This window comes from Mycetocola sp. JXN-3 (assembly GCF_014522285.1).
Lineage (GTDB): Bacteria > Actinomycetota > Actinomycetes > Actinomycetales > Microbacteriaceae > Mycetocola > Mycetocola saprophilus.
In genome coordinates, this window is the sequence record NZ_CP041635.1 from 772025 (window position 1) to 794317 (window position 22293).

The window sequence follows — 22293 nt, forward strand, 5'->3', positions numbered from 1 at the left end:
CGAATCGCCCCGCTAGTCGGCGACCGCGTCCAGGGCGGGCTCGCGCAGCGGGGAGGGCTGCGGGCTCAGCACGGCCGAGACGATGGCCTCGATGGCGAACTCGCTGGTTTCGCCCAGCTCGATGTTGGTGGGATCCAGCAGCCACTGCACCTGCAGACCGTCCATCACTGCCAGGATGCCGGCGCCGGCACGGTAGGCGGTCTCGGGGGTCGCGACGCCGCGCTCGGCGCAGATCTGGGTGAAGGCCTCGACGGCCTCCTGCCGCAGGGTGCGGTAGCGGTCTTCGAAGTAGTCGCGGGCCGCGTGGTCATCGGTGACCGATTCGGCCGAGAGTACCGCATAGGCCTGCACCAGACCGGCACGGTGGGCGTTGGAGAACGCGGTGCGCACCAGGTGGCGGAAGAACTCGATCCCGGTTGGGATGTGCTTTTCCTCCAGGTGGTCCACGTCGGACTCATCGCGGTAGGTGAGCACCTCCATCAGGAGCTGATCCTTGGAGCCGAAGTGGTGAAGGATGCCGGCGTGGGTCATCCCGACCTGCTCGGCGATATCGGTGAGGGTGCCGTTGACCGACCCCTTGGACCCGAAAATATCCGTTGCTGCACGCAGAATCTCGCGTCGACGGGCGATGGTCTCCGGACGCGAACGTGTTTGCTTTTTTGCGGTGGCCACGTGGGGCACCCCCTTCAATCTGCGTCTGCATCGTTGCTTCGGCAAGTGTTGTCGAACCGTAATCAAGAGTGCACTGACCCAGTAGAACTCGAATGTAATGTGACGTGCACGGCACGTGACGCGTCTGTATTTAGGAGGATAGCGCAGTCTCGAACGTGGCGCACTTGAAAACTTACTGACAAGCCGGTAACCTTTTGGAAGATTACCGGTCTCACCGGTGAAGAGCGGCCAATATCAACGCTTGTGATCCACCCGCCCCACGGGTAATGGAACACAACGAGGGCGAAGATCAGCGGCCATTCTCCACCATCGAGATTCAGGGATAACGACAATTTGTCTACTCGCAACGAGGCGCTCTCCGGCTCCTTCGCGCGAGCCGGATTTTTTATCGCCCTCGGCAGTTGGGTCTCACAGGGTCGCGAGCACATGGCGATCACGGTAGATCGGTAGCCGCGTCCCCGATGGCGCATCACCATCGGGAAAGGGTTGGAGACACAACCCGCGGTTGGACACGCCCATTCGGGTGTCCGCACTCACAGTGAATAACCGTTTCGAAGCAGAACGCTTCGAAACTCCCATCCTATGTAGGAGAGAGAAATGACGAAGAAGTCCTCTTTGGTCGCCCTGGGGCTCGCGGCCGCGCTCGCCCTGACCGGCTGTGCCGGCGGTGGCAACAACGGTGGCAACGCCGGTGAAGGCAAGGGCGGCGCAGCGCTGACCATTGCGAAGCCGGACGGCGCAATCGCCACCCAGTCGAACAACCCCTGGGTTGGCGACTCCTCCGCCCTCAAGCTCGGTTACATCAACTCGATTCTCGAGCCGCTGGCACTGATCAACCTGGCAAACCCCAGCGAAGCAGCCACCCCCTGGCTCGCCGAGAAGATGGAATGGTCGACCGACTACAAGTCGCTCACCGTCACCGCCCGTGAGGGCGTCAAGTGGAACGACGGCAAGGACTTCACCGCCGCCGACATCGCTTACACCTTCCAGCTGTTCCTGGACCACCCCTCGCTCGACATCGACGCCATGGGCCTGACCAAGGTCACCGAAGACGGTAACAAGGTCACCCTGGACTTCGAGAACTCGATGTTCGTGAAGCAGGAGAAGGTGCTGCACAAGCGCATCGTCCCCAAGCACATCTACGAGGGTGTCAAGGACCCGGCCACCTACGACTTCAAGGAAGCCGTCGGAACCGGTCCGTACAAGCTCACCAAGTTCGACACCCAGTCCGTTGAGCTGACCGCTCGCGACGACTACTGGGGTGGCAAGCTCGCCGTCCCGAAGCTGTACTACGTGTCCTACAACGACAACACCGCTCTGACCACCGCGCTGGCCAACGGCGACGCCGACTGGGCACAGGCCTTCATCCCCAACGTGAAGTCCGCCTTCCTGGACAAGGACCCGGAGCACAACGTGCAGTGGGCCGCCGCCGGTCTCGGTATCGACGCCATGTACGTCAACACCACCAAGGCACCCTTCAACAACCTGGCATTCCGCAAGGCCGTCAACGACGTGATTGACCGTCACAAGCACCAGGAAGTCGCTCGCGAGGGCGCGGTTCCGGCGATCAAGTCGATCACCGGTCTGCCCACCCCTGCCGGTGACCCCTTCATCCAGGAAGAGTACAAGGGCAAGGACTACAAGGTCGACGTTGACGCCGCCAAGAAGATCCTGACCGACGCCGGTTACACCGGTGTGGGAACCAAGCTGGTCGACCCGCAGGGTCAGCCGGTGTCCTTCACCATCTCCGTCCCCCAGGGCTGGAACGACTACGTAACCGGCATCAGCCTGATCGCCGACTCGGTCAAGGCCCTCGGTGCCGAGGCCAAGGTCAACACCCCGGACTCCGACACCTGGTGGGACAACAAGGGTAAGGGTGACTTCGACGCGATCCTGCACTGGACCGACACCGGAGCAACCCCGTACAACATCTACAACAACACCATGGGCGGCATGTACCTGAAGCCCATCGGTGAGCAGGCCGACTTCAACTTCGGTCGCTACGACAACCCCGAGGCCACCACCGAGCTCGCCGCCTACGCTAACGCGACCGACGACGCAGCCCGCACCGAGGCCCTGGACAAGGTTCAGCAGATCTTCGTCAACGACGTTCCTGCCATGCCGATCGGTACCCGTCCCTACATCGGTTCGTACAACACCCGTAACTACGTGGGTTGGCCGAACGAGAAGGACCCGTACGCACCGGCCGACCCCACTCAGGTCAACTCGGTCCTCATCCTGACCAAGCTGAAGGCCGCCGCGAAGTAATTTCGCACCGCATCACCTTTCGTGACGGGGGTGGAGTGCATCAGCGCTCCACCCCCGCCCACGGGTTTCTCATGTCTTCCCCCATCCCCGCCTAAGACATGACGCATGACAAGAATCAGGAACGCATTGTGACCTCCGACAATCTGCTGACGGTCTCGAACTTCAGCGTGATGTACGACGTGGATCCCCCCGTCGAAGCCGTGCGAGACGTTTCGATCACGCTGAAGCGTGGCGAAATCCTCGGTCTCGCCGGTGAATCCGGCTGTGGTAAGACCACCCTCGCCTACGGTATCCAGCGGCTGCTCAAGCCGCCGGCCGTGATCACCCAGGGATCCGCCATCTTCCACGACAAGGGCGGCGAGGACATCGACCTCAACTCCCTCGATGACCAGCAGATGCGTGCGTTCCGCTGGGACAAGGCCTCGATGGTGTTCCAGGGTGCGATGAACGCCCTGAACCCCGTGGTCAACATCGGCAAGCAGCTCGGTGACGTCTTTACGACCCACCGCCCCGAGATGAACAAGGCACAGCGCACCGAGGAATCGGGTCGCCTGCTGGAGATCGTCGGCGTGGGCCGTGACCGTCTGCGTGCGTTCCCCCACGAACTCTCCGGCGGAATGCGTCAGCGCGTGATGATCGCCATGGCTCTGGCCCTCAAGCCCCAGCTGATGATCATGGACGAGCCCACCACCGCGCTGGACGTGCTGGTGCAGCGCGAAATCCTGCAGCAGATCTCCGACCTGCGCAAGGAATTCGGCTTCTCGGTGATCTTCATCACCCACGACCTTCCGCTGCTGCTGGAAATCTCCGACCGTATTGCCGTGATGCGTCAGGGCAAGGTTGTTGAGATCAACACCGCCGAGCAGATCTACCACCACGCCGAGCACGAGTACACCCGTAAGCTCCTCGCGTCCTTCCCGAGCCTCACCGGCGAACGCGGCGACTTTGTCCGCGGTAAGTCCTCGCCCACAGTGACTGGAGCGTAACCGCCATGACGACCCTTGAATTCAAAGACGTCACCAAGCGCTACCGCATCCGCGGTACCGGTGACTTCCTCGCCCTGGACAAGGTCAACTTCACCCTGACCTCGGGCAAGACCATCGCCCTGGTGGGCCAGAGTGGTAGTGGTAAGTCCACCATCGCCAAGATCCTCACCCAGCTTGAGCGTGCCACCTCCGGTGAGGTGCTGCTGGATGGCGTGGCCATTCCGCGTCGCGGCCGTGCGCTGCGTAAGTACCGCCAGCAGGTGCGCATGGTCTTCCAGGACCCGTTCGCCTCGCTGAACCCGTACCACACCATCCGTCACCACATCGAGCGTCCGCTGCTGCTGGACAAGGTTGTGCCCAAGGACCAGGTGGAGGACGAGGTGTTCCGCCTGCTGGAGCGCGTGCGTCTGGAGCCCAACGACGTGATCGATCGTCGCCCGCATGAGCTCTCCGGTGGACAGCGTCAGCGTGTGGCCATCGCCCGTGCCCTGGCCTCGCGTCCGTCGCTGCTGATCGCCGATGAGCCCGTGTCGATGCTCGACGTGTCGATCCGACTGGGCGTGCTGAACCTGCTTGCCGACCTGCAGCGCGAGAACAACCTGGGTGTGCTCTACATCACCCACGACCTCGCGACCGCCCGTCACTTCTCGGACGAGATTATGGTGCTCAACCACGGTGTCGTGGTCGAGCGCGGTAACGCCGATGATGTCATCCTGAACCCGCAGAACGCCTACACGCGTCAGCTGCGGGATGCCTCGCCCAACCCGGACAAGCACTTCGCGGCGCCCGGCACTACTTCCCCCCGGAGCTGACCCCGTGAGATTCTTCCTCCGACGCACAGCGTTCTATCTGTTCACCGCCTGGGCGGCGATCACGATTAACTTCTTCCTGCCCCGCTTCCTCAAGGGTGACCCGGTTTCGGCCTATATCGCCAAGAACCAGGGTCTGATCAGCCCGGATGCCGCGGCCTCGCTGCGCACCCTGTTTGGTCTGGACAAGAACCAGTCCATGCTGGAGCAGTACATCAACTACTGGAAGCTGCTCTTCAGCGGCGACCTGGGTCGCTCCTTCTCCAAGGGTCTCGCCCCGGTCACCGACGTGATCGCCTCGGCCCTGCCCTGGACCATCGGTCTGGTGGGTATCGCGACCATCCTGTCGTTTGTGATCGGTACCATGCTGGGTGCCTACGCCGGATGGCGTCGCGGATCCAAGGCCGACGCGCTGATCCCGATCACGACCTTCTTCTCCACCGTGCCCTACTTCTGGCTCGGCCTGATCGCGATTGCGCTGCTGGCCACCGGATTGGGCTGGTTCCCCGCATCCCATGCGTACGATAAGGGGTCTACCCCCGAGTTCTCGCTGGACTTCATCGGTCAGGTCATCAACCACGGTACGCTTCCCGCGCTCACCATCGTGATCTCCTCCCTCGGTGGCTGGGTCCTGGGTATGCGTAACATGATGGTCACCGTCATGGACGAGGACTACGTGACCGTGGCTCAGGCCAAGGGCCTCTCGCCGCGCAAGGTGCTCATCAACTACGCCGCCCGCAACGCGGTCCTGCCGCAGCTGTCGAGCTTCGCGCTCTCGCTCGGATTCATCGTGGGTGGAACCCTGGTGATGGAGCTTGTGTTCTCCTACCCCGGTGTGGGAAAGCTGCTGCTTGACGCCACCAACGCGAAGGACTACCCGCTCATGCAGGGTCTGTTCCTGATCATCACGTTGACCATCCTGGTGGCCAACATCCTCGCCGATGTCGCCTACGCGATTCTCGACCCGCGCACCCGTCAGTCGGAGGCCTAGACCATGACTCAGCCCGAAACCGCGGTTATCGCCGCCGTTGATACCGCGCCCCGTCCGCCGCGTAAGCAGAACTTCGCCACGAAGTTTGGACAGGCCTTCTCGATGTTCCGCAATGGAAAGTCGATCGCCGGTCTGTGCATCCTCGGCTTCTTTGTCCTGGTCGCCATCTTCGGCGACCTGCTGGCCCCCTACGGCCCGCTGGACAAGGACTTCACCGCCCTGCGTCAGGGCCCCTCGGCCACCCACTGGCTGGGCACCACCCACATGGGTGAGGACGTCCTCAGCCAGCTGATCTACGGAACCCGCGGCGTGCTCGTGGTGGGCTTCGCGGCCGGTATTATCGCGACCCTGATCGCCGTGATCATCGGTGTGACCGCCGGTTATATCGGTGGCTGGAAGAGCGAGGGCCTCTCGGCCGTTACCAACGTGTTCCTGGTGATCCCGGCCCTGCCGCTGATGATCATCGTGGCCTCGCAGTACGAGAACCCGAGCCTGCTGCTCATCGCCGGTGTGCTGGCGCTGACCGGTTGGGCCTGGGGTAGCCGCGTGCTGCGCGCCCAGACCATGTCGCTGCGCAACCGGGACTTTGTCCAGGCGGCCCGCGCCAACGGTGAGCCGCTGTACCGCATCATCGCGGTGGAGATGCTCCCCAACCTGATCGCGATCATCGCCTCCTCCTTCGTGGGAACCGTGACCGCGGCCGTCCTGGGTCTGACCACCCTGGCCTTCATCGGTGTGATCCCGATCACCAACCTGAACTGGGGAACCATCCTGTTCTGGGCTCAGCAGAACGGTGCCTTCCCGGACTTCTGGTGGTGGTACGTTCCCGCCGGTCTCTGCATCGCGCTGCTGGGTATGGCCCTCTCGCTGATCAACTTCGGTATCGACGAGTACGTGAACCCGCGCCTGCGTAGCGCCGGTGAGCGTGCCCGCGAAATGCGCAAGAAGGGCATCAAGGTGTCCTCGAGCGTGACCGCCGTGCGGACCGCGCCGCCCTCGGGCAGCGATCCGGGCAGCGGGGGTGCCTCGGCTCCCAAGCATGCAAGCCCCGCTGCCGACGCGGATGCGGTCACCCCGGTGGCCCCGCCCGCCCCCGCATCGCCGGACGACACCACCGCCCGGTAATCACACCATTCGGCCCCCTTCTCCCGATGGAGGAGGGGGTCGTTTGCGGGGCGGCTCGTTCGCCCCTTACACCCGCATCAACCCGGTCGGCCCCCGACCATCTAAGGACTTACGTTTCATGACTACGCTTCCGTACCTGAACCCCGACCTCACGATTGCCGAGCGGGTAGAAGACCTGCTGGGTCGGATGACCCGCGAGCAGAAGGTGGGGCAGATGCTCCAGCTGGATGCGCGTGATGACCTCGACGATCACGTCCTGGGCAAGCACGTCGGCTCTATCCTGCACACCTCGCCCGAGCGCGTGGTCCGTGCCCACGAGCTGACCGCCGAGACCGAGCTGCGGATTCCGCTGCTGGTGGGCGAGGACTGCATCCACGGAAACTCCTTCTGGAAGGGTGCCACGATCTTCCCGACCCAGCTGGGTATGGCCGGTACCTGGAACGCCGAGCTGACCGAGCAGGTTGCCCGGATCACCGCCGTGGAGACCGCCACCACCGGTGTGCACTGGACCTTCTCCCCGGTGCTGTGCATCGCCCGCGACCTGCGTTGGGGCCGCGTGGATGAGACCTTCGGTGAGGACCCGCACCTGATCGGTGAGCTGGCCTCGGCGATGGTTCGTGGGTACCAGGGCAAGGGCCTGAACGACCCCTCGGCGATCCTCGCGACCGCCAAGCACTTCGCCGGTTACTCGGAGACCCAGGGTGGCCGCGACGCCTCCGAGGCCGACATCTCCCCGCGTAAGCTGCGCTCCTGGTTCCTGCCGCCGTTCGAGCGCGTGGCCCGCGAGGGCTGCCGCACCTTCATGCTCGGTTACCAGAGCACCGATGGCGTGCCGATCACCGTGAACGACTGGCTGCTGAATGATGTGCTGCGTGGCGAGTGGGGTTACACCGGAACCCTGATCACCGACTGGGACAACGTGGGCCGGATGGTCTGGGAGCAGCAGGTTCAGCCCGACTATGCCCACGCCGCCGCGGCCGCCGTCAAGGCCGGTAACGACATGGTCATGACCACCCCGAAGTTCTTCGAGGGTGCCCTCGAGGCCATCGAGAAGGGCATGCTGACCGAGGATGAGCTGCACCCCGCGGTTGCCCGCATCCTGACCCTCAAGTTTGAGCTCGGCCTGTTCGAGAACCCGCGTCACCCCGACGTGGCCGCTCAGGAGGCTCTGGTGGGTCACGAGGACCACACCGCGCTGAACCTCGAGGTGGCTCGCCACTCGCTGGTGCTGCTGAACAACGACGGCGTCCTGCCGCTCGAGGGCGGTTTTGTCGCCGATGAGTCGGGCCGTTCGGTTCCCACCGGTGCCGCCAAGAAGATCGCCGTTGTGGGCCCGCTGGCCGATGACGCGCAGACCCAGCTGGGTGACTGGGCGGGTAACTCCGGCCAGGCCGGTTGGTTCCCCGAGGGTCACCCGCGCGAGATGATCACCACCGTGTTGGATGGTCTGCGGGCGCACACCCCCGCCGACTGGAGCGTCTCCTATGCCCAGGGCGCCGACATCCTGACCCTGGCCGCCGACCCCGAGGGCGAGTTCTTCCCCGACGGTCAGCCGCGTCCGCAGGTTGTGGTTCCGACCGCCCCGGATGCCGCCCAGATCGCCGAGGCCGTGGCCGCCGCGAAGGACGCCGACTACGTAGTGGCCGTCGTGGGTGACCGCATCGAACTCGTGGGTGAGGGTCGTTCGACCGCAACCCTGGAGCTCATCGGTGGGCAGATCGCCCTGCTGGATGCCCTGGCCGAGACCGGCACCCCGATGATCGTGGTCCTGCTGGCCTCCAAGCCGCTGGTGCTGCCGGAGTCGGCCCTGAACGCCGCCGCGCTGCTCTGGGTGGCGAACCCGGGTATGCAGGGTGGCCGCGCGATCGCCGAGCTCGCGCTCGGTCTGATCGAGCCCTCGGGTCGCCTGCCGATCTCGTTTGCCCGTCACTCCGGCCAGCAGCCGACCTACTACAACCAGATCCGTGGCCAGCACGGTAACCGCTACGCCGACCTGACCCAGACCCCGGCATTCCAGTTCGGACAGGGCCTGTCGTACACCACGGTGGAGTACTCCGACCTGGTCATCGCGGACACCAACCTGACCGCCGCCGACACCGTGCGCGCGACCCTGACCCTGACCAACACCGGTGCACGCCCCTCGCGTGAAACCGTGCAGGTCTACGTCAGCGACACCGTGACCTCGGTCAGCTGGGCCGACCAGGAGCTGAAGACCTTCACCCAGGTGGATGTCGCTCCGGGTGAGTCGAAGCAGGTCTCGATCGAGCTGCCGGCATCCGAGTGCACGATCGTGGATGCCAAGGGTAACCGCATCGTCGAGGCCGGTGCGTTCGAGCTGCGCGTGGGCAAGTCCTCGCGTTCCGAGGACGTGCTGCGCGCGACCTTCAACATCGCCTAGTCACACCACATGCCGACGGCCCCGGGGATCTCCCCGGGGCCGTCGCCGTGTTTCTGGCTAACGGTAGCCGTCCAGCGGCACATCATCGAGCCACACCGTGGTCAGGGCACCCTCCTCGGCGATGCCGCGCATGATGGCGCGGACGGATTCGCTTGCGCTCTCGTCGCCCACGGCCGAGGGGAGGAGCCAGACCCTGAGCGATCCGCGGCCGGCCTCGACTCGGCGGACCTGCTCGGTGTGGGCGAGCGCCCGGAAACGTTCGGTGAGCACCGGGAAGGGGTTATCGCCGGGGCTGGTGCCCGGCCGGATCGTGTTGGGGAGCGAGACAAACTCGGGCACCCCGGCACCCGCGGCCGGGGTGATCATGACCACGCCGACCAGGTCGGTACCGTGTTCGGCAATCTGACGGCTGACGGTGTCGACCTCATCCACATTCGCCAGCCTGAGCGTCAGCGTATTCTCGGTCACGCCGCCGGTGAGACCGAGGGTGTTGTTCAGCCAGGTCTGCAGGGCAAGGGCCGCGTCGGTCGGCGGTGCCACCGCGGTATCGGGGACCCCGATTCGCGAGATGACCGGATGGTCCCGATAGAGATCGGGCGAGCGGGCGGTGAGGAATGCGACGATGCCCGCGCTGTCGGGCTCGCTCACGGTGTCGAGCGTCAGGGTATCGGCGAACCTCGCGCTCAGCAGCGGAACCGTCTCGTTCAGTGCCGCCAGATCGGAGGCCAGCGTGGTGACCTCGGCGGCGGATTCGGTGCTGGCGCGGAGGTGATCGCCCTCGATTTCGAGGGTGTTATCGGGCAGCTGCGGGGCGATGGCGGCGAACAGCGCAAACGTGGCCGCCGAATCATTTCCGGCATCCAGCCGAACACGCTGCGTGAACGGTTGGTCCGAGGAGGTGGGGGACGGGGCGAGACCGGGGCTCAGATTGCCGATCGAGACCGTGGACTTCTTGCCCACCGAATCGGCGGCGGCGACCAGTTTCAGCGGGTCGAATTTCTGGGTGGTGCAGGGGAAGTCCTGCACGGTAAACGCGGTGTGTTCACCGGTCATCGTGTATTCGAACGTGGTGGCAATGCCACGATCCTTGCCGCAGGTGGCCGCGACCAGGGCGTCGTAGACGCCCTGGTCCGCGGGCAGTTCAACCTGGATGCGCCCGGTGGGGACCAGGGGAACCGCCCGCGAGAGCCCCGACTCGAAGTGGGTGAGACCGGGGACCTGCTCGATGCCGTGCCGATAGGTGTTGAAGGCTTCCTCGTTATTCCCGCTGCAGGCCGTGAGCCCGAGCATCCCCAGCCCGAGGACCGTGACGGCGGCAAGCAGGCGAGCGGGGTGCGCGGGGAGGAGACGAGACATACCCAGAGCCTAACCCCTGTTATGGCTTGGGTGTGGCAGCAGGCTCCGCAAATCCGAGTGGCTGGGGTTCCTGTGCCTGTACGGTGGGTCCGCCTGCGGCTACCGAGTATTCTCCGATCCAGGTTTACTATTTCGGTGCACGCGCCAGGACTCTTCCGTTCAGGATCACCTCGGGCAGATCCTGATCCTGCGCGAGCCGGCTGAGGAACCGCGCTACGTTCTGGTTGTGATCGGCATCGGTGACGGTCTGGACGCCGAGAGAATCGGGGGCAAACGTGATCGATTTGATTCCGCCGTTGGCAACGATCTTCCGGTAGAGGTCGGCATAACCGGGGTACGGATTGTTGAGTGGTGTCAGCACCCGAGAGGAAACCTCCGGCAGCGTCACGAAGCCCACAATCGATTCGGAAGTGTCGGGGATGGAGAATCGCACGGCCGCGCGCCCGGCGTTTCGGGTCGCCACCTCACGGCTCAGAGCTTCCAACTCGTCGATATTCTGGACGTCTATTTCAAACCGATGGTGGGAGATTTGTCTGGTGGTGTACCCGCCCGCGGAGAGAAAAGAGACGAGCTCGGCGGTTTCGGGATAGTTTCCCTGCGCGGGCCGAAGGATCGCACCGACGGAGGTCATGACCTCATAGGTTCGGGAGAATTCTGGTGCGGTGGCGGCAAACGCCGCGCCTACGGCATCCTGTGAGGAAACCTCGGGTACATCCACGGAGAGAACATCCGTGAGCTGTATCCAGTTCATCGGATATTCGGACGCCACGGAGTGGGCGGTGCGGAGGGCCGTGGTGAGCTGACCGCGATTGTCGGAATGGATGTCGATACCGTTCCCCTGGACCACCGTGGGGGTGTTTTCCAGATGCGGCGCGATGGCGTCCGCGAGCGCAAGCACGTGGGAGAAGTCGGCGGGACGCGAAATAATGACCTGGACCGGCTCGTTCACATGTGTCCCCGACTTTTTTGTGCGGACCACGCTGAGTGAGGAATCGATTTCGGTGGCCTCGGCATCTCGGATGAGCCCCATGACATCGTTGGCGGGATCCTCGCAGCGATCGGTCTCCCAGCTGAGTCGCGTGTGCGCGGCGATGAGGACAAACTCCTGCCGCCCGGCCTTAAACCCAATCGGTGAGCAGACGCGCGCCATCACTTCGGGATAGACCCCGGGTCGCGCATCCATCTCCACGTGCAGGGTGGTGATGGTGGATGCATGATGTCCCATGGTGGTGGTTCCGGTGGCGACGCGCACTCCGGGGATGGCTCGAACCTCGTTGGTGTATTTCTCGAACTCGGGATTTGATTCGAGCAGTGAGCAGCCGCTCAGCACGAGAATAGCCACGCCGAGGGCACCAACCGTGGAGGCCAGACGTCGGGTGAAAAGCGACTGAATAACAATCATTTTTCTACGGTAGAGGGACACTCCCCGTATGCCGTGGTTCGTCTGGCCCCCCGGGCATTTTCTCGGGTAACCGAGACCGGAGCGTGACCTTTCGGGGGTCTACGCTCGCTCGAGCACTACCGCCTCGGCCACCGGGGTGGCACCTCGCGGGGACAGCAGGGCGAGGACAACCAGGACACCCATGGCGATGGCCATCGCGGTAAAGCCCCACTGGGCGGCGTGGGCATAGTCGAGCTTGACGCTGTCGAGGATCTGCTGAGCGACCGAGGAGGGGATCCCGGCCGGTAGGTCCTTGGCTCCGCCGGAACCGGAACCGGCCCCGGTGACCTGGTTGACCACATCGGTGACCTGCGCCGGGGTGGCCCCAAACTTGCCCAGGGAATCGGTGAGCAGGGTGGTCAGGCGTCCCGTCACGATGCTGGCGATCACGGCCATCCCGAGCGCCCCACCAAAGTTCTTGAGCGTCTGGGTGATTCCGGTGACCTCGCCGTAGCCGGCGTGCGGGGCCCGGTTGATCGCATCGGTGCTGGCCGCGGTCAGCATGAAGCCGATCCCGAATCCGGCCAGGGCGATCGGCCAGGTCTGCGGGTTGACGAAGCTGGTGCCGTCGATATCGAGGTTGGTGGCGATCTGGGCGAGCCAGCCGAAGCCCACGGCACCGGCCACGCCACCGATCAGCAGGACCATGCGGATGCCCCGCCGGTCATAGCGTCGGGAGCCGATTCGCGCCCCGATGGCAAAGCCGAGGAACAGCTTGAGGAACAGCAGCCCGGTCACCGAGGCGGAGAGCCCCAGCGAGAGCTGCCCGTAGACGCTGAGGAAAAAGAAGATCGGCACAAACGAGATGTTGGCGATCAGGATGGCCAGGCTGGAGACGCTGAATCCGCGGCTCCGGAAGACGTTCAGCTGCACCAGGGGTGCCGGCGTGTGGTTCTGCCACCAGACGAATCCGGCAAGCAGGACCAGGCCGCCGGCCAGGACCGTCCAGACCCAGGCGGTGCCCCAACCGAGCTCCCCAAAGCGCTGCAGTGCGTAGATCACCAGCGACATTCCCGCGGCCACCAGGACGGCTCCGAGCCAGTCGATGCGGCGATCGCGCGGTGCCGCGGCGGGGGTCACCATCCGTACGTTGCGGGCGATGATCAGCAGGATGATCGCGATAATCGCCAGCGGGATGTTGACCCAGAAGATGGCCCGCCAGGTCCACTGGGTGAGGTAGCCGCCGGCGATCGGACCGATCGCGGTCATCGCACCGGTGATCGTAAAGAAGGTGGCCATCGTGCGTCCGCGCCCCTCGCGCGGCACCGACTGCACCAGCAGTCCCACCGCGGCGGGGAACATCAGCGCGCCGGAGAGTCCCTGGAGCACGCGAGCACCGATCAGGATGGGTTCGGCCCACTCACCGGTGGGGGTGATTCCGCACAGCAGCGAGGCCACGGCGAATCCGGCGATGCCCAAAATCACCATGCGACGGTGGCCGAAGAGGTCGGCCAGGCGTCCACCCACCAGGAAGAACGCGGCGGTGGCCAGCAGGTAGGCGTTGATCGCCCACTGCAGGCCCTCCTGGCTGAGCCCCAGCTCGGACTGAATGGTCGGTGCCGAGAGGGCGACGATGGTCTGGTCGATCGTGGTCATCGAGACCGCGGTGATCAGTCCGATGCGCAGCAGCAGCGCGCCGGGACCGGCCGAGACGGCGGTGGTTGTGGGAAGTGACATCGGACATCCTTTGGACGGAGAACTCTTACGTTCCCAGTCTCGGTCCGGGGCGTGGCTCCGGGCAGGGCCCATCCGGCTGACCGGCCGTCAACCGTTCGATGGACACCGGCCGCCGGCCGCGAGCTGCGCTTACAGCTTCGCGAGTGTGGCGCGCGCGTCGGCGAGCCAGCCGTCCAGCTCGCCCGCTTCCTCCCACAGCTCATACAGCTCGGAGGTGTCGGCCCCCGCCAGGGTGCGCGTCGCCTGGGTGCGGATCCACTCGATGCGTTCGGGGGAGAGCAGCGCCGCAAACGGGGCCGAGTCGCCGCCGCCCAGCGGAAGCGGCTCGCCCGCGCGGGAGCGGACCGCCAGCTCGGCGAGGGCCAGGGCGATCTGGCCGCCGTCCACCTCGATATAGTCCTCATCCTCGAACGCCCATGCCACCGACTCGAAGGTGAAGTAGCCCTCGGTGATCGCGACGATCAGATCGCCGGCACCGTCGTTATCAAATGCTCCTGTTTCCCAAGCTCCCATGGTTCCAGGCTATCGCTCCGGTTACACTTGATCCAGGAACCACGGCGAAGGGAGACACGGTGTCACTGCTGAGTTTCCTGACCCAGTTCTTTACCGCGGTCGCCGAGCAGCTGGTGCACGCGCAGTCCTTCACCATGCTGGCCACCACCGGTGTGACCAGCCTGGTGCTGTTGACCCTGGCCGTGGTGGCCGCCCGCGCGCTGCCGAGTATCGGGTTCATGGTGGATACCGCGACCCGAACCCGGGTGCGGGATCCCCGCAACATTCGCCGGCTGCCCAGCCAGAGCAACCCCAATACGTCGGGCAAGCCGCGTCCTCGAGCGCCGGGAGGAATCCTCGGATTCCCCTCCGGCCCGCGCGGTATCCTCGCCTAACACCTCGGTTTTCCGAGGCGGCTGATCGCGCCCGCCCGAACCCATCCTCCACGGTTTCCGACCGGGGGAGTGAGGGGAATCCATCGATGATTCCTCCTTTCTCCTACCCGTTTGGAAACTCCGATGGACCTCTATTCTTTTGGGCCGATTGCCCTCCTCCTTGACGGTGCCTCCTGGCTCGTCACCCGCCTGCACGAGTTCGTGGCCCCGCTGGCACCCGAGGCCGGGGCGGCGCTCGCCGTGGCCCTGCTCACGATCCTGGTGCGCACCGCGCTGATTCCCGTGGGTCGCTCCCAGGTCAAGGCCGAGCTGACCCGCAAGCGCCTGGCACCCAAGATCGCCGCCCTGAATGCAAAATACAAAAATCCCGAGGTTCGTCAGCGCAAGCTGATGGAGCTCTACCAAACCGAGAAGGCCTCGCCGCTGGCCGGCTGCCTGCCGCTGCTGCTGCAGATTCCGGTGCTCTCGGCCATTTACGGTCTCTTCATTAAGCCCGAGATTCACGGTGCCCCCAATACCCTGCTCACCGAAACCCTGGGCGGGCTCCCGCTGAGCGGCAACCTGATGACCCTGCTGAACTCGGGGGAGGCCTGGCCGCGGATTGGCATCTACCTGGGCATCGTGCTGATCATGGCGATCACCGCCGAACTTCAGCGCCGCTATCTGCTCCTGCCCGTGGAACCCGCACCCGCCCCGGCCGCCCCGGTTCCTGGGCAGCCGGCCATGCCCGACCTGAGCGGACTCACCAGGGTCATGCGCTGGATGCCCTATATGACCGTGCTGATGGCGCTGTGGGTTCCGCTGGCCGCGGCGATCTACCTGATGATCACCACCGCCTGGACCCTGTGCGAACGCCTGCTGCTACGCCGTATCCTCGGGGCACGCGCGGAGGCGGCAGGTCAGGGCGGGACCGAGCTGGTGCCCGCCTAGCCGGACGCACTGCGGGCCGGTACCAAGATTTTCTTGGTACCGGCCCGCCGGGTGTGTGGGGTGAGCGCAGACGATTTCTGGACTCGCTCACCGCGATGGTTACCGCTTGCGGCTCTTAGACTCCTCGATGCGCTTCTTGAGGAAGATCGCGGTGAGGATCCATCCCCCCAGCGCGGTCACCACCCACACCACGATCGGGGCCAGGATCCAGGCGGTCACATCGGCCAGACCGAGCCCGCCGGGGAAGAGGGTGGCCACAAACAGCGCCACAAAGGTCGAGATCAGGCCGATGCCGCCGAGGATCGGGGTGGCATACTTGCGGGCCAGGTTGAAGATAAACGGGGTCAGAATCGCCTGGGCCACGGTGAAGACCACCACGGCCACGATGAATCCCGAGGCGGTGATGTGCACACCGGGGATGATCCAGGCCGCCAACAGCAGGCCCAGCGCGGCTGTGCCGAGGTTGATCGCGGTACCAATCAGAAAACGAATCATGCGGTGTTTCCCCAGGATATGAGTCAGTTCTCCGAGTATGGCAGCTTCGAGCCCGGTGCGGAACCATAACCGTAACCGGGTTGTGATCGGTCGCCCACATGAGTGATGCGCCGGGTCGATATGCTGGGGGCACGATTGATCCGGCCGGGGGTGCGGGATCCCAAGATCGCGACGAAAGGCTCTCGATGTCCGCTCGCCACCTGTTTTTGCCCGTGCTCGCCCTGAGCGCGCTGCTGCTGACTGCGTGCGCCTCCGGTCCCGGGAGCACCGCCCCTGCAGAGCGCGATCTGGAGGGTACCTGGGTTCCCACTACCTCCTACTCCACCTCCCCGTTTCTGACCCTGGACAAGGACGGCACCTGGACCGGATCGGACGGCTGCAATGGTGGCAGCGGCACCTGGAAGCTCGCACCGAGCGGTACCCTGACCGTGACCTCGGGCCCGAGCACGCTGATCGCCTGCGAGGGGGAGGCCCTGCCCAGTGTCTTTTCGCAGACCGAACGGGTGAGCATTGAGGGCAAGGACCTGATTCTGCAGGATAAGAAGGGGACCACCCTGACGACCCTGGTGCGGGGGAAAGCCCCCTCGCCCCCGACTCCTGGTGGCGACGCGGGATCGAGCGCGGTGGTGGGAACCTGGGCGGCCGCCGAACCCGGGGTGGGACAAACCCCTACCCTGATCCTTAATCCCGACGGGACCCTGAACGGCAATGACGGGTGTAACACCCTGATCGGTACCTGGGCACAGAGCGGAGACACCGTGACCCTGGATGCGCTCGGGTCCACCCGGATGGCCTGCGAGAACGTGGATGCCTGGCTCTCCGCGGCCAAGACCGCGCGGGTGACCGACGCGGAACTGGTGATCCAAAGTGCCGAGGGTAAGATCCTCGGTCGCCTGGGCCGGGGCTAGTAAAACCCGAGTTTGCCCCCTGTTTTCTGGGTGAAAACGGTGATTTCCGGCCAATACCGGCCGAGGCTCACCCCGAAGTGGGCAAAAAACGCCTAAAGTGTGGTTGTGTGGCCGCTCGACAAAAACTCAGAAGAACACGAATCCGCTGTGGGGTCCGTGGCTGACCAGAGCGCGCCGGTCGCGCCCGCAAACAACCCGGAAGGCACCGATGTGACCCCGGACACCACGCCCCAGAGCATCGAGACAACCGACGTCTCCGATGCCGCCGTGCCCCCGCGCCCCACCCCGGTCGCCCAGCCCGATCCCGCCGCCGAGCGTGCCCGCTGGATCGAGCAGATTCGATCCGTGGGCGGCACCTCGCCGCTGCTGTTCTTCACCGATGAGCCGCGCACCCGGATCGAACTCTCCTCGACCCACCCCGGCGGTCTGCCGCAGTTCATCACCGGTCACTCGACGCTGCTGTCGAACCTGATTCGGGACGAGCTGGCGCTGCGCCGGGCCAAGTCCGCCGCCGATGTGATCACCACCAAGGGTGTCGAGCTGCGCACGGTGCGCGGCATCGAGGCCGTGCACCTGGCCATCGGCCTGGCCCAGTGGCGGCATGACGGGGTGGACTACTGCGCCCCGGTGCTGCTGCGTCCGGTTGCCATTCGCCGCTACGGCAAGGATTACGAGCTCAAGCTCAAGGGCCGCTCGGTCATGAACCCCGAGCTGGTGCGCGCGATGCGCGAGCAGTTTGGCATCGCGCTGGACGCCGACGCCTTCGAGGCGCTCTCGGTGGCCAAGGGTGTGTTCCAGCCCCAGCCGGTGATCGACGAGCTGCGCGGGATCACCCGTCGCCTGGAGTGGTTCAGCGTGCAGCCGCGCCTGCTGGTGTCGACCTTCGCCGATATCGGACCGGCGCTCGCCCGCGACGTGCAGTCGCGCCAGCACCCGATCCTTGAGGCCATCGCCGGGGATGCCGGGGCCAAGAAGCTCGTGGACAGCCTGTTCCTCCCGGTGGATGCCGTGGGGCAGGACGAGCGTCCGCCCACCACCGACACCCTGCTGCTCGACGCCGATGCCGAGCAGGAAAACGTGATTGCCCAGATCACCGCCGGCAACTCCCTCGTGGTGCGCACCCTGCCCGGAACCGGGGGCACCCAGACCGCGGTCAACGCGATCGGTGCCCTGGTCTCCCAGCACAAGCGGGTGCTCGTGGTGGGTGCCCGGCGCTCGGGCCTGGATGGGATCCGTCACCGTCTGGCCAAGGTGGGCCTGCCCGGACTCTCGGTGGGGCCGACCACCGTGCGCCGTGACCTGATCGAGGCGATCAGCCGCAACGAGAAGGCCATCGCCCCCAAGATTGCCGACGTGGATGACGCCCTGGTGCGCCTGCGCCGGGTGCTGCTCGACTACCGCGGCGCGCTGTCGCGGATCGACCCGACCCTGCGGGTCTCGGTCATCGACGCCCTGGAATCGCTGACCCGCCTGGGTAACCTGCCCTTCCCGCCCTCGACCGCCGCCCGGCTCGACCTCACCTCGATGGGGAACCTCGCCGGAGACCGCCGATCCATCTCGCAGAAGCTTGCGGCCGCCGCGGCACTGGGCGAGTTCCAGTACGGTCCCGGAGACTCGCCCTGGTACGGCGCCACCTTTGCCACCACCGCCGAGGCCAAGGCGACCCACGCGCTGGCAAAGAAGCTCAACCGCACCGAGCTGCCGCGCCTGCTGGAGCGCGCCTACGATCTGATCGGGCACACCCGGATGCGGCCGTTCGAGTCGGTCGAGGAGCTGGGTGTCTACCTGCGCCTGCTGCTGGATCTGCGCGACACCCTGGACAAGTTCTCGCCGAGCGTGTTTGACCGCTCGCTCGAGGAACTGATCATCGCCCACAGCTCGCGGCGCGATTCGCCGAGCATGAACACCGCCAACCGGCGCCGGCTGAAGAAGCTGGCCCGTGAGTATGTGCGCCCCGGTGTGCACATCGCGGACATGGAGGATGCGCTGCGGCGGATCCAGGCGCAGCGGGTGCTCTGGCAGCGCTACGTGTCCACCGGCGCGATGCCCGAGGTGCCGCTGGGCATCGCCGACGTGCAGGTGACCTATCAGCGCGTGGTGGACGACCTCTCGCGCCTGGATGGTCCGCTGCACCGGGTGACCCGGGATGAGCGCCTGGTGGCGCTGCCGGTTAAGGAACTGGTGCGTCTGATGGCGGGTCTTGCCGCCGACTCGCAGGTTATGGAAAACCTGCAGGAGCGCACCACGCTGATCGCCGAGCTCAAGGATCTGGGCCTCGCGCCGCTGATCACCGACCTCTCGGTGCGTCACGTCCCCGAGGAGCGCGTGGCCGACGAGCTCGAGCTGGCCTGGTGGCAGTCGGTGCTGGAGCACCTGTTGGCCACCAATAAGGCACTGCTGGGTGCGAACACCAGCGTGATCGACCGCCTGGAATCCGACTTCCGCCTGGTGGATGAGGCCCACGCCTCCGCCCAGGGCGCACAGCTGGCGACCCTGCTGGGGGACACCTGGAAGATCGGACTGGTGGACCACTCCGAGGAGGCCGCCGCGCTGCGCACGCTGCTGCGCGGGGCCGCGGTGGATCCGATGGCCCTGGAAAACCAGGCCCCGCATCTCTCGCGCATCCTCTCCCCGGTGTGGGTGGCCTCGCCCTATGAGGTGCACCTGATCCCGGATTCGCTGCGCTTTGACACCGTGTTCCTGATCGACGCCGGTGCGACCACCCTGGCCGAGAACGCCGCGGCGATCGGCCGGGCCAAGCAGGTTGTAGCCTTCGGTGACCCGGTCACCCAGAGCCCGCTTCCCTTCACCCTGGCCGCGTCGGATCCCTCCCGTCACGAGGCCCAGAACTTCGACATCGAGGCCCTGCACGGAGATTCCGCGCTCGCACGCCTCGGCGAGCTGCTGCCCACGCTGACCCTGACCCGCAGCTACCGCGCCGGGGGCGAGGATCTCAGCCAGCTGGTCAACCAGCGCTTCTACGAGGGCGAGATCGAATCCCTCCCGTGGGCGGGCTCGTTCCTCGGCCACGGCAGCCTGACCGTCGACTACGTCAAGGGTGGAAAGGGTATGCCCGATCCCGATACCGGCGGTGTCGAGTCGGTGGATGCCGAGGTGTCGCGCGTGGTGAACCTGGTTCTGGAGCACGCGGCGAATCGTCCGCGGGAGTCCCTGATGGTGGTCACCGCGAGCGTGAAGCACGCGACCCGGCTCAACCAGGCGGTGCTCTCGGCCTTCGCTCAGCACTCCGAACTGGCTCACTTCATCCTGCGTGAGCGTGCCGAGCCCTTCGCGGTGCTGACCCTGGAGCAGTCGGTGGCCGAGAGCCGCGACCGGGTGATCTTCTCGCTGGGTTACGGCCTCACCCCGCATGGCCGCGTCCTGTCAAACTTTGGTGCGCTGGGCGAGCCCGGCGGCGACCGTCTGCTGGCCGTGGGCATGACCCGTGCCCGGCGTTCGATGGTGATCGTGTCCTGCATCAAGCCGCAGGATATCGATCCCGCCCGCACCAGCCACGGGATCGCGGCGCTCGCCGAGATCCTGCGCAAGCCCGTGCAGCACGTGCCCGCGCCGCCGAACACTGAGGGTGCCGAGCCGATGATGGTGGACCTGGCCGAGCGCCTGTACCGTCGCGGCCTCGACGTCGAGGTGGGCTATCGCGGTTCGCTCGCGCTGGTCGCGTCGTATAACGGCAAGGCCGTTGCCGTCGAGTCCGATCCCGAGGTGACCACCGAGTCGCTGCGGGAATCGCTGCGCCTGCGCCCCGACGTGCTGCGCCGCCTGGGCTGGCACTACCTCCGGGTGCACTCGTTCGACCTGTTTGCGGATCCCGAGGGCGTCAGCGCCAAGGTGACCGCTCTGCTGGGCGTTCCCGAGGCACGACCCGCGGCACCCGCCGAGCCCGAGGCTTAGCCCCCGCACACGAGCCGTACCCGCTGAGGCCTAGGCCTCTCTCCGCACGCCGGCCGTACCCGCTGAGGCCTAGCCCTAGCTCCGCACGCCGGCCGTGCCCGCCGAGGCCGAGGCCTAGCCCCGCACGCCGGGGTCCCGGCCGAGCCAACCGAGGTCTCACGGGCGCGCCGCCGGGTGCACCCGCCGAGCGTGCCCCGCGGTACGCTGGAATCATGAGCGAGAACACGTCCGAACCGATTCGTCGTGTGCCCGGCTCGCGTCGTGTCCGCACGGCCGCGGTGCCCGGCAGCGATCCGGCGCCGCAGGCCGGCACCCGCCCCGTGCGCGCCGCCGAGGACTCCGACGCGGGATGGGGCGGCAAACCCGCCCAGACCTCCGGAGACTCCGGCAATGACGCCCGCATGCGCGCCGACGTACCCCCTCACTGGGGCACCCACACCCGCTAGATAACTAATCCTCACTGGAGCCGAGGGTGGACCGGCGATAGGGTCGGCCCATCGGCAATTCGAAGCAACCGGCTTCGGCACCCGTGAGGAGACCTCGATGACCACCGCAGTTTATGTTGGACCGCTGGTAACGCTCGCAATCATCGGGCTCGTGATATTCGCGATTATTGTGCTGATCCGGCGCACGCGGCGCTAGCCTGCGGGTAGACACAACACAAAAACGCGGCGACCGATCCGGTCGCCGCGTTTTGTGTGGAGGGAACTATTCGCCCGAGTGCTTGCCCGGCCCGCGCGAGCCCAGGGCCGCGTTGTCGGCGTTGGCCGCGAGCAGGTCGCGGATCTCGGCGAGCAGGGCCACATCCGCGGAAACCTCGGGGGTTTCCTCGGCGGCGGTGTCCTTGTTCTTGGCCAGCAGGGCGTCGGCTCGCTTCTTGAAGTGGTTGATCGGCAGCACAAACACGAAGTAGACCACGATGGCGACGATCACAAACGAGATGATCGCGCCCACGACCGCACCAAACTTCACCTCGGCAGGCTTGCTGCCATCGAGGGTCGGGATGGTGAGGATCCAGGTGCTGTTGAGGCTGTCGGCCTTGAACAGTGCGCCGATGATCGGGTTGAAGATGTTCTCGACGATCGAGTTGACAACCGAGGTGAATGCGGCACCAATGACCACCGCGACGGCGAGATCAATGACGTTTCCGCGAAGAATGAATTCCTTGAAGCCCTTAATCATAGGGTCCCCCTTCAGTGGTGGTTTCGTTAGCTTTTGGCTCCGCCGGAGCCCCCGGAGGAACCCGACTTGGAGTCGGTGCTGTAGAAACCCGAGCCATTAAAGCTCACACCGACCGTGCCGAAAAGTTTACGCAGTTTGCCACCACATAACGGGCATTCGCTCAGCGTTGCGTCAGAAAGGCTCTGGGTGATATCGAAGGCGTTTCCGCACTCGGTGCACTTATAGGAGTAGAGAGGCACGTATGTTTCCTGTGTTG

19 protein-coding genes are annotated in these 22293 nt (G+C 65.6%); 11 read left to right on the top strand and 8 right to left on the bottom strand.

Features of this window, described 5'->3' with window-relative positions; all coding sequences use genetic code 11:
• Positions 1-12: 12 nt before the first annotated feature.
• The gene (locus C7C57_RS03530; RefSeq protein ID WP_030148268.1) at positions 13-672 is read right to left on the bottom strand and encodes a TetR/AcrR family transcriptional regulator; all 660 of its coding nucleotides are present in this window, start codon (positions 670-672) and stop codon (positions 13-15) included.
• Positions 673-1269: 597 nt separating this feature from the next.
• On the opposite strand from C7C57_RS03530, the gene C7C57_RS03535 reads away from it, so the two are divergent.
• The 6 genes from C7C57_RS03535 to C7C57_RS03560 all read left to right on the top strand — a co-directional run bounded on the left by C7C57_RS03535 (position 1270) and on the right by C7C57_RS03560 (position 9249).
• Entirely contained in the window at positions 1270-2940 is a 1671-nt protein-coding gene (locus tag C7C57_RS03535) for an ABC transporter substrate-binding protein (RefSeq protein ID WP_187977606.1), read from the top strand.
• A 170-nt stretch (positions 2941-3110) separates the two neighbouring features.
• On the top strand, positions 3111-3926 hold the full coding sequence (locus C7C57_RS03540) for an ABC transporter ATP-binding protein (RefSeq protein ID WP_255505818.1): 816 nt from the start codon (positions 3111-3113) through the stop codon (positions 3924-3926).
• Between the two features lie 5 nt (positions 3927-3931).
• Positions 3932-4738 carry an ABC transporter ATP-binding protein gene (locus C7C57_RS03545; protein WP_030148271.1) on the top strand — a complete coding sequence of 269 codons (807 nt, stop codon included), beginning with the start codon at positions 3932-3934 and terminating at the stop codon, positions 4736-4738.
• Between the two features lie 4 nt (positions 4739-4742).
• A complete protein-coding gene (locus tag C7C57_RS03550) occupies positions 4743-5726 on the top strand; it encodes an ABC transporter permease (RefSeq protein ID WP_030148272.1) in 984 nt (327 codons plus the stop codon).
• Positions 5727-5729: 3 nt separating this feature from the next.
• The gene (locus C7C57_RS03555; protein WP_187977608.1) at positions 5730-6851 is read left to right on the top strand and encodes an ABC transporter permease; all 1122 of its coding nucleotides are present in this window, start codon (positions 5730-5732) and stop codon (positions 6849-6851) included.
• A gap of 118 nt (positions 6852-6969) precedes the next feature.
• Positions 6970-9249, top strand: coding sequence for a glycoside hydrolase family 3 N-terminal domain-containing protein (locus C7C57_RS03560; protein ID WP_187977609.1), 2280 nt, complete (start codon positions 6970-6972; stop codon positions 9247-9249).
• A 57-nt stretch (positions 9250-9306) separates the two neighbouring features.
• Here C7C57_RS03560 and C7C57_RS03565 read toward each other — a convergent pair whose 3' ends face one another.
• From C7C57_RS03565 to C7C57_RS03580, 4 genes are all read right to left on the bottom strand, one after another.
• Positions 9307-10605, bottom strand: coding sequence for a hypothetical protein (locus C7C57_RS03565; RefSeq protein ID WP_187977610.1), 1299 nt, complete (start codon positions 10603-10605; stop codon positions 9307-9309).
• A gap of 127 nt (positions 10606-10732) precedes the next feature.
• Positions 10733-12007 carry a hypothetical protein gene (locus tag C7C57_RS03570; RefSeq protein WP_187977611.1) on the bottom strand — a complete coding sequence of 425 codons (1275 nt, stop codon included), beginning with the start codon at positions 12005-12007 and terminating at the stop codon, positions 10733-10735.
• A 99-nt stretch (positions 12008-12106) separates the two neighbouring features.
• Positions 12107-13723 (bottom strand): MFS transporter, encoded by a 1617-nt coding sequence (locus C7C57_RS03575; protein ID WP_187977612.1) that lies wholly within the window; start codon positions 13721-13723, stop codon positions 12107-12109.
• 129 nt (positions 13724-13852) lie between these two features.
• On the bottom strand, positions 13853-14236 hold the full coding sequence (locus tag C7C57_RS03580; RefSeq protein WP_187977613.1) for a DUF4259 domain-containing protein: 384 nt from the start codon (positions 14234-14236) through the stop codon (positions 13853-13855).
• A gap of 59 nt (positions 14237-14295) precedes the next feature.
• Here C7C57_RS03580 and C7C57_RS03585 point away from each other — a divergent pair, with 59 nt between their 5' ends.
• Positions 14296-14610 carry a DUF6412 domain-containing protein gene (locus C7C57_RS03585; protein ID WP_030148278.1) on the top strand — a complete coding sequence of 105 codons (315 nt, stop codon included), beginning with the start codon at positions 14296-14298 and terminating at the stop codon, positions 14608-14610.
• 123 nt (positions 14611-14733) lie between these two features.
• Positions 14734-15540: a membrane protein insertase YidC gene (locus C7C57_RS03590; RefSeq protein WP_187977614.1), complete on the top strand. Its 807-nt coding sequence runs from the start codon at positions 14734-14736 to the stop codon at positions 15538-15540.
• A 99-nt stretch (positions 15541-15639) separates the two neighbouring features.
• On the opposite strand, the gene C7C57_RS03595 is transcribed toward C7C57_RS03590, so the two are convergent.
• The gene (locus C7C57_RS03595; protein WP_030148280.1) at positions 15640-16035 is read right to left on the bottom strand and encodes a phage holin family protein; all 396 of its coding nucleotides are present in this window, start codon (positions 16033-16035) and stop codon (positions 15640-15642) included.
• A 185-nt stretch (positions 16036-16220) separates the two neighbouring features.
• On the opposite strand from C7C57_RS03595, the gene C7C57_RS03600 reads away from it, so the two are divergent.
• From C7C57_RS03600 to C7C57_RS03610, 3 genes are all read left to right on the top strand, one after another.
• On the top strand, positions 16221-16943 hold the full coding sequence (locus tag C7C57_RS03600; RefSeq protein ID WP_187977615.1) for an META domain-containing protein: 723 nt from the start codon (positions 16221-16223) through the stop codon (positions 16941-16943).
• A gap of 156 nt (positions 16944-17099) precedes the next feature.
• Positions 17100-20855, top strand: a complete 3756-nt coding sequence (locus tag C7C57_RS03605; protein WP_255505763.1) for an AAA family ATPase — start codon at positions 17100-17102, stop codon at positions 20853-20855.
• A gap of 212 nt (positions 20856-21067) precedes the next feature.
• Complete coding sequence (locus C7C57_RS03610; protein WP_030148283.1) at positions 21068-21301, top strand: hypothetical protein; 234 nt, start codon at positions 21068-21070, stop codon at positions 21299-21301.
• Positions 21302-21563: 262 nt separating this feature from the next.
• On the opposite strand, the gene mscL is transcribed toward C7C57_RS03610, so the two are convergent.
• The gene (gene mscL / locus C7C57_RS03615) at positions 21564-22037 is read right to left on the bottom strand and encodes a large conductance mechanosensitive channel protein MscL (RefSeq protein WP_187977617.1); all 474 of its coding nucleotides are present in this window, start codon (positions 22035-22037) and stop codon (positions 21564-21566) included.
• 26 nt (positions 22038-22063) lie between these two features.
• Complete coding sequence (locus tag C7C57_RS03620; protein ID WP_043321570.1) at positions 22064-22276, bottom strand: FmdB family zinc ribbon protein; 213 nt, start codon at positions 22274-22276, stop codon at positions 22064-22066.
• Between the last annotated feature and the right edge of the window lie 17 nt (positions 22277-22293).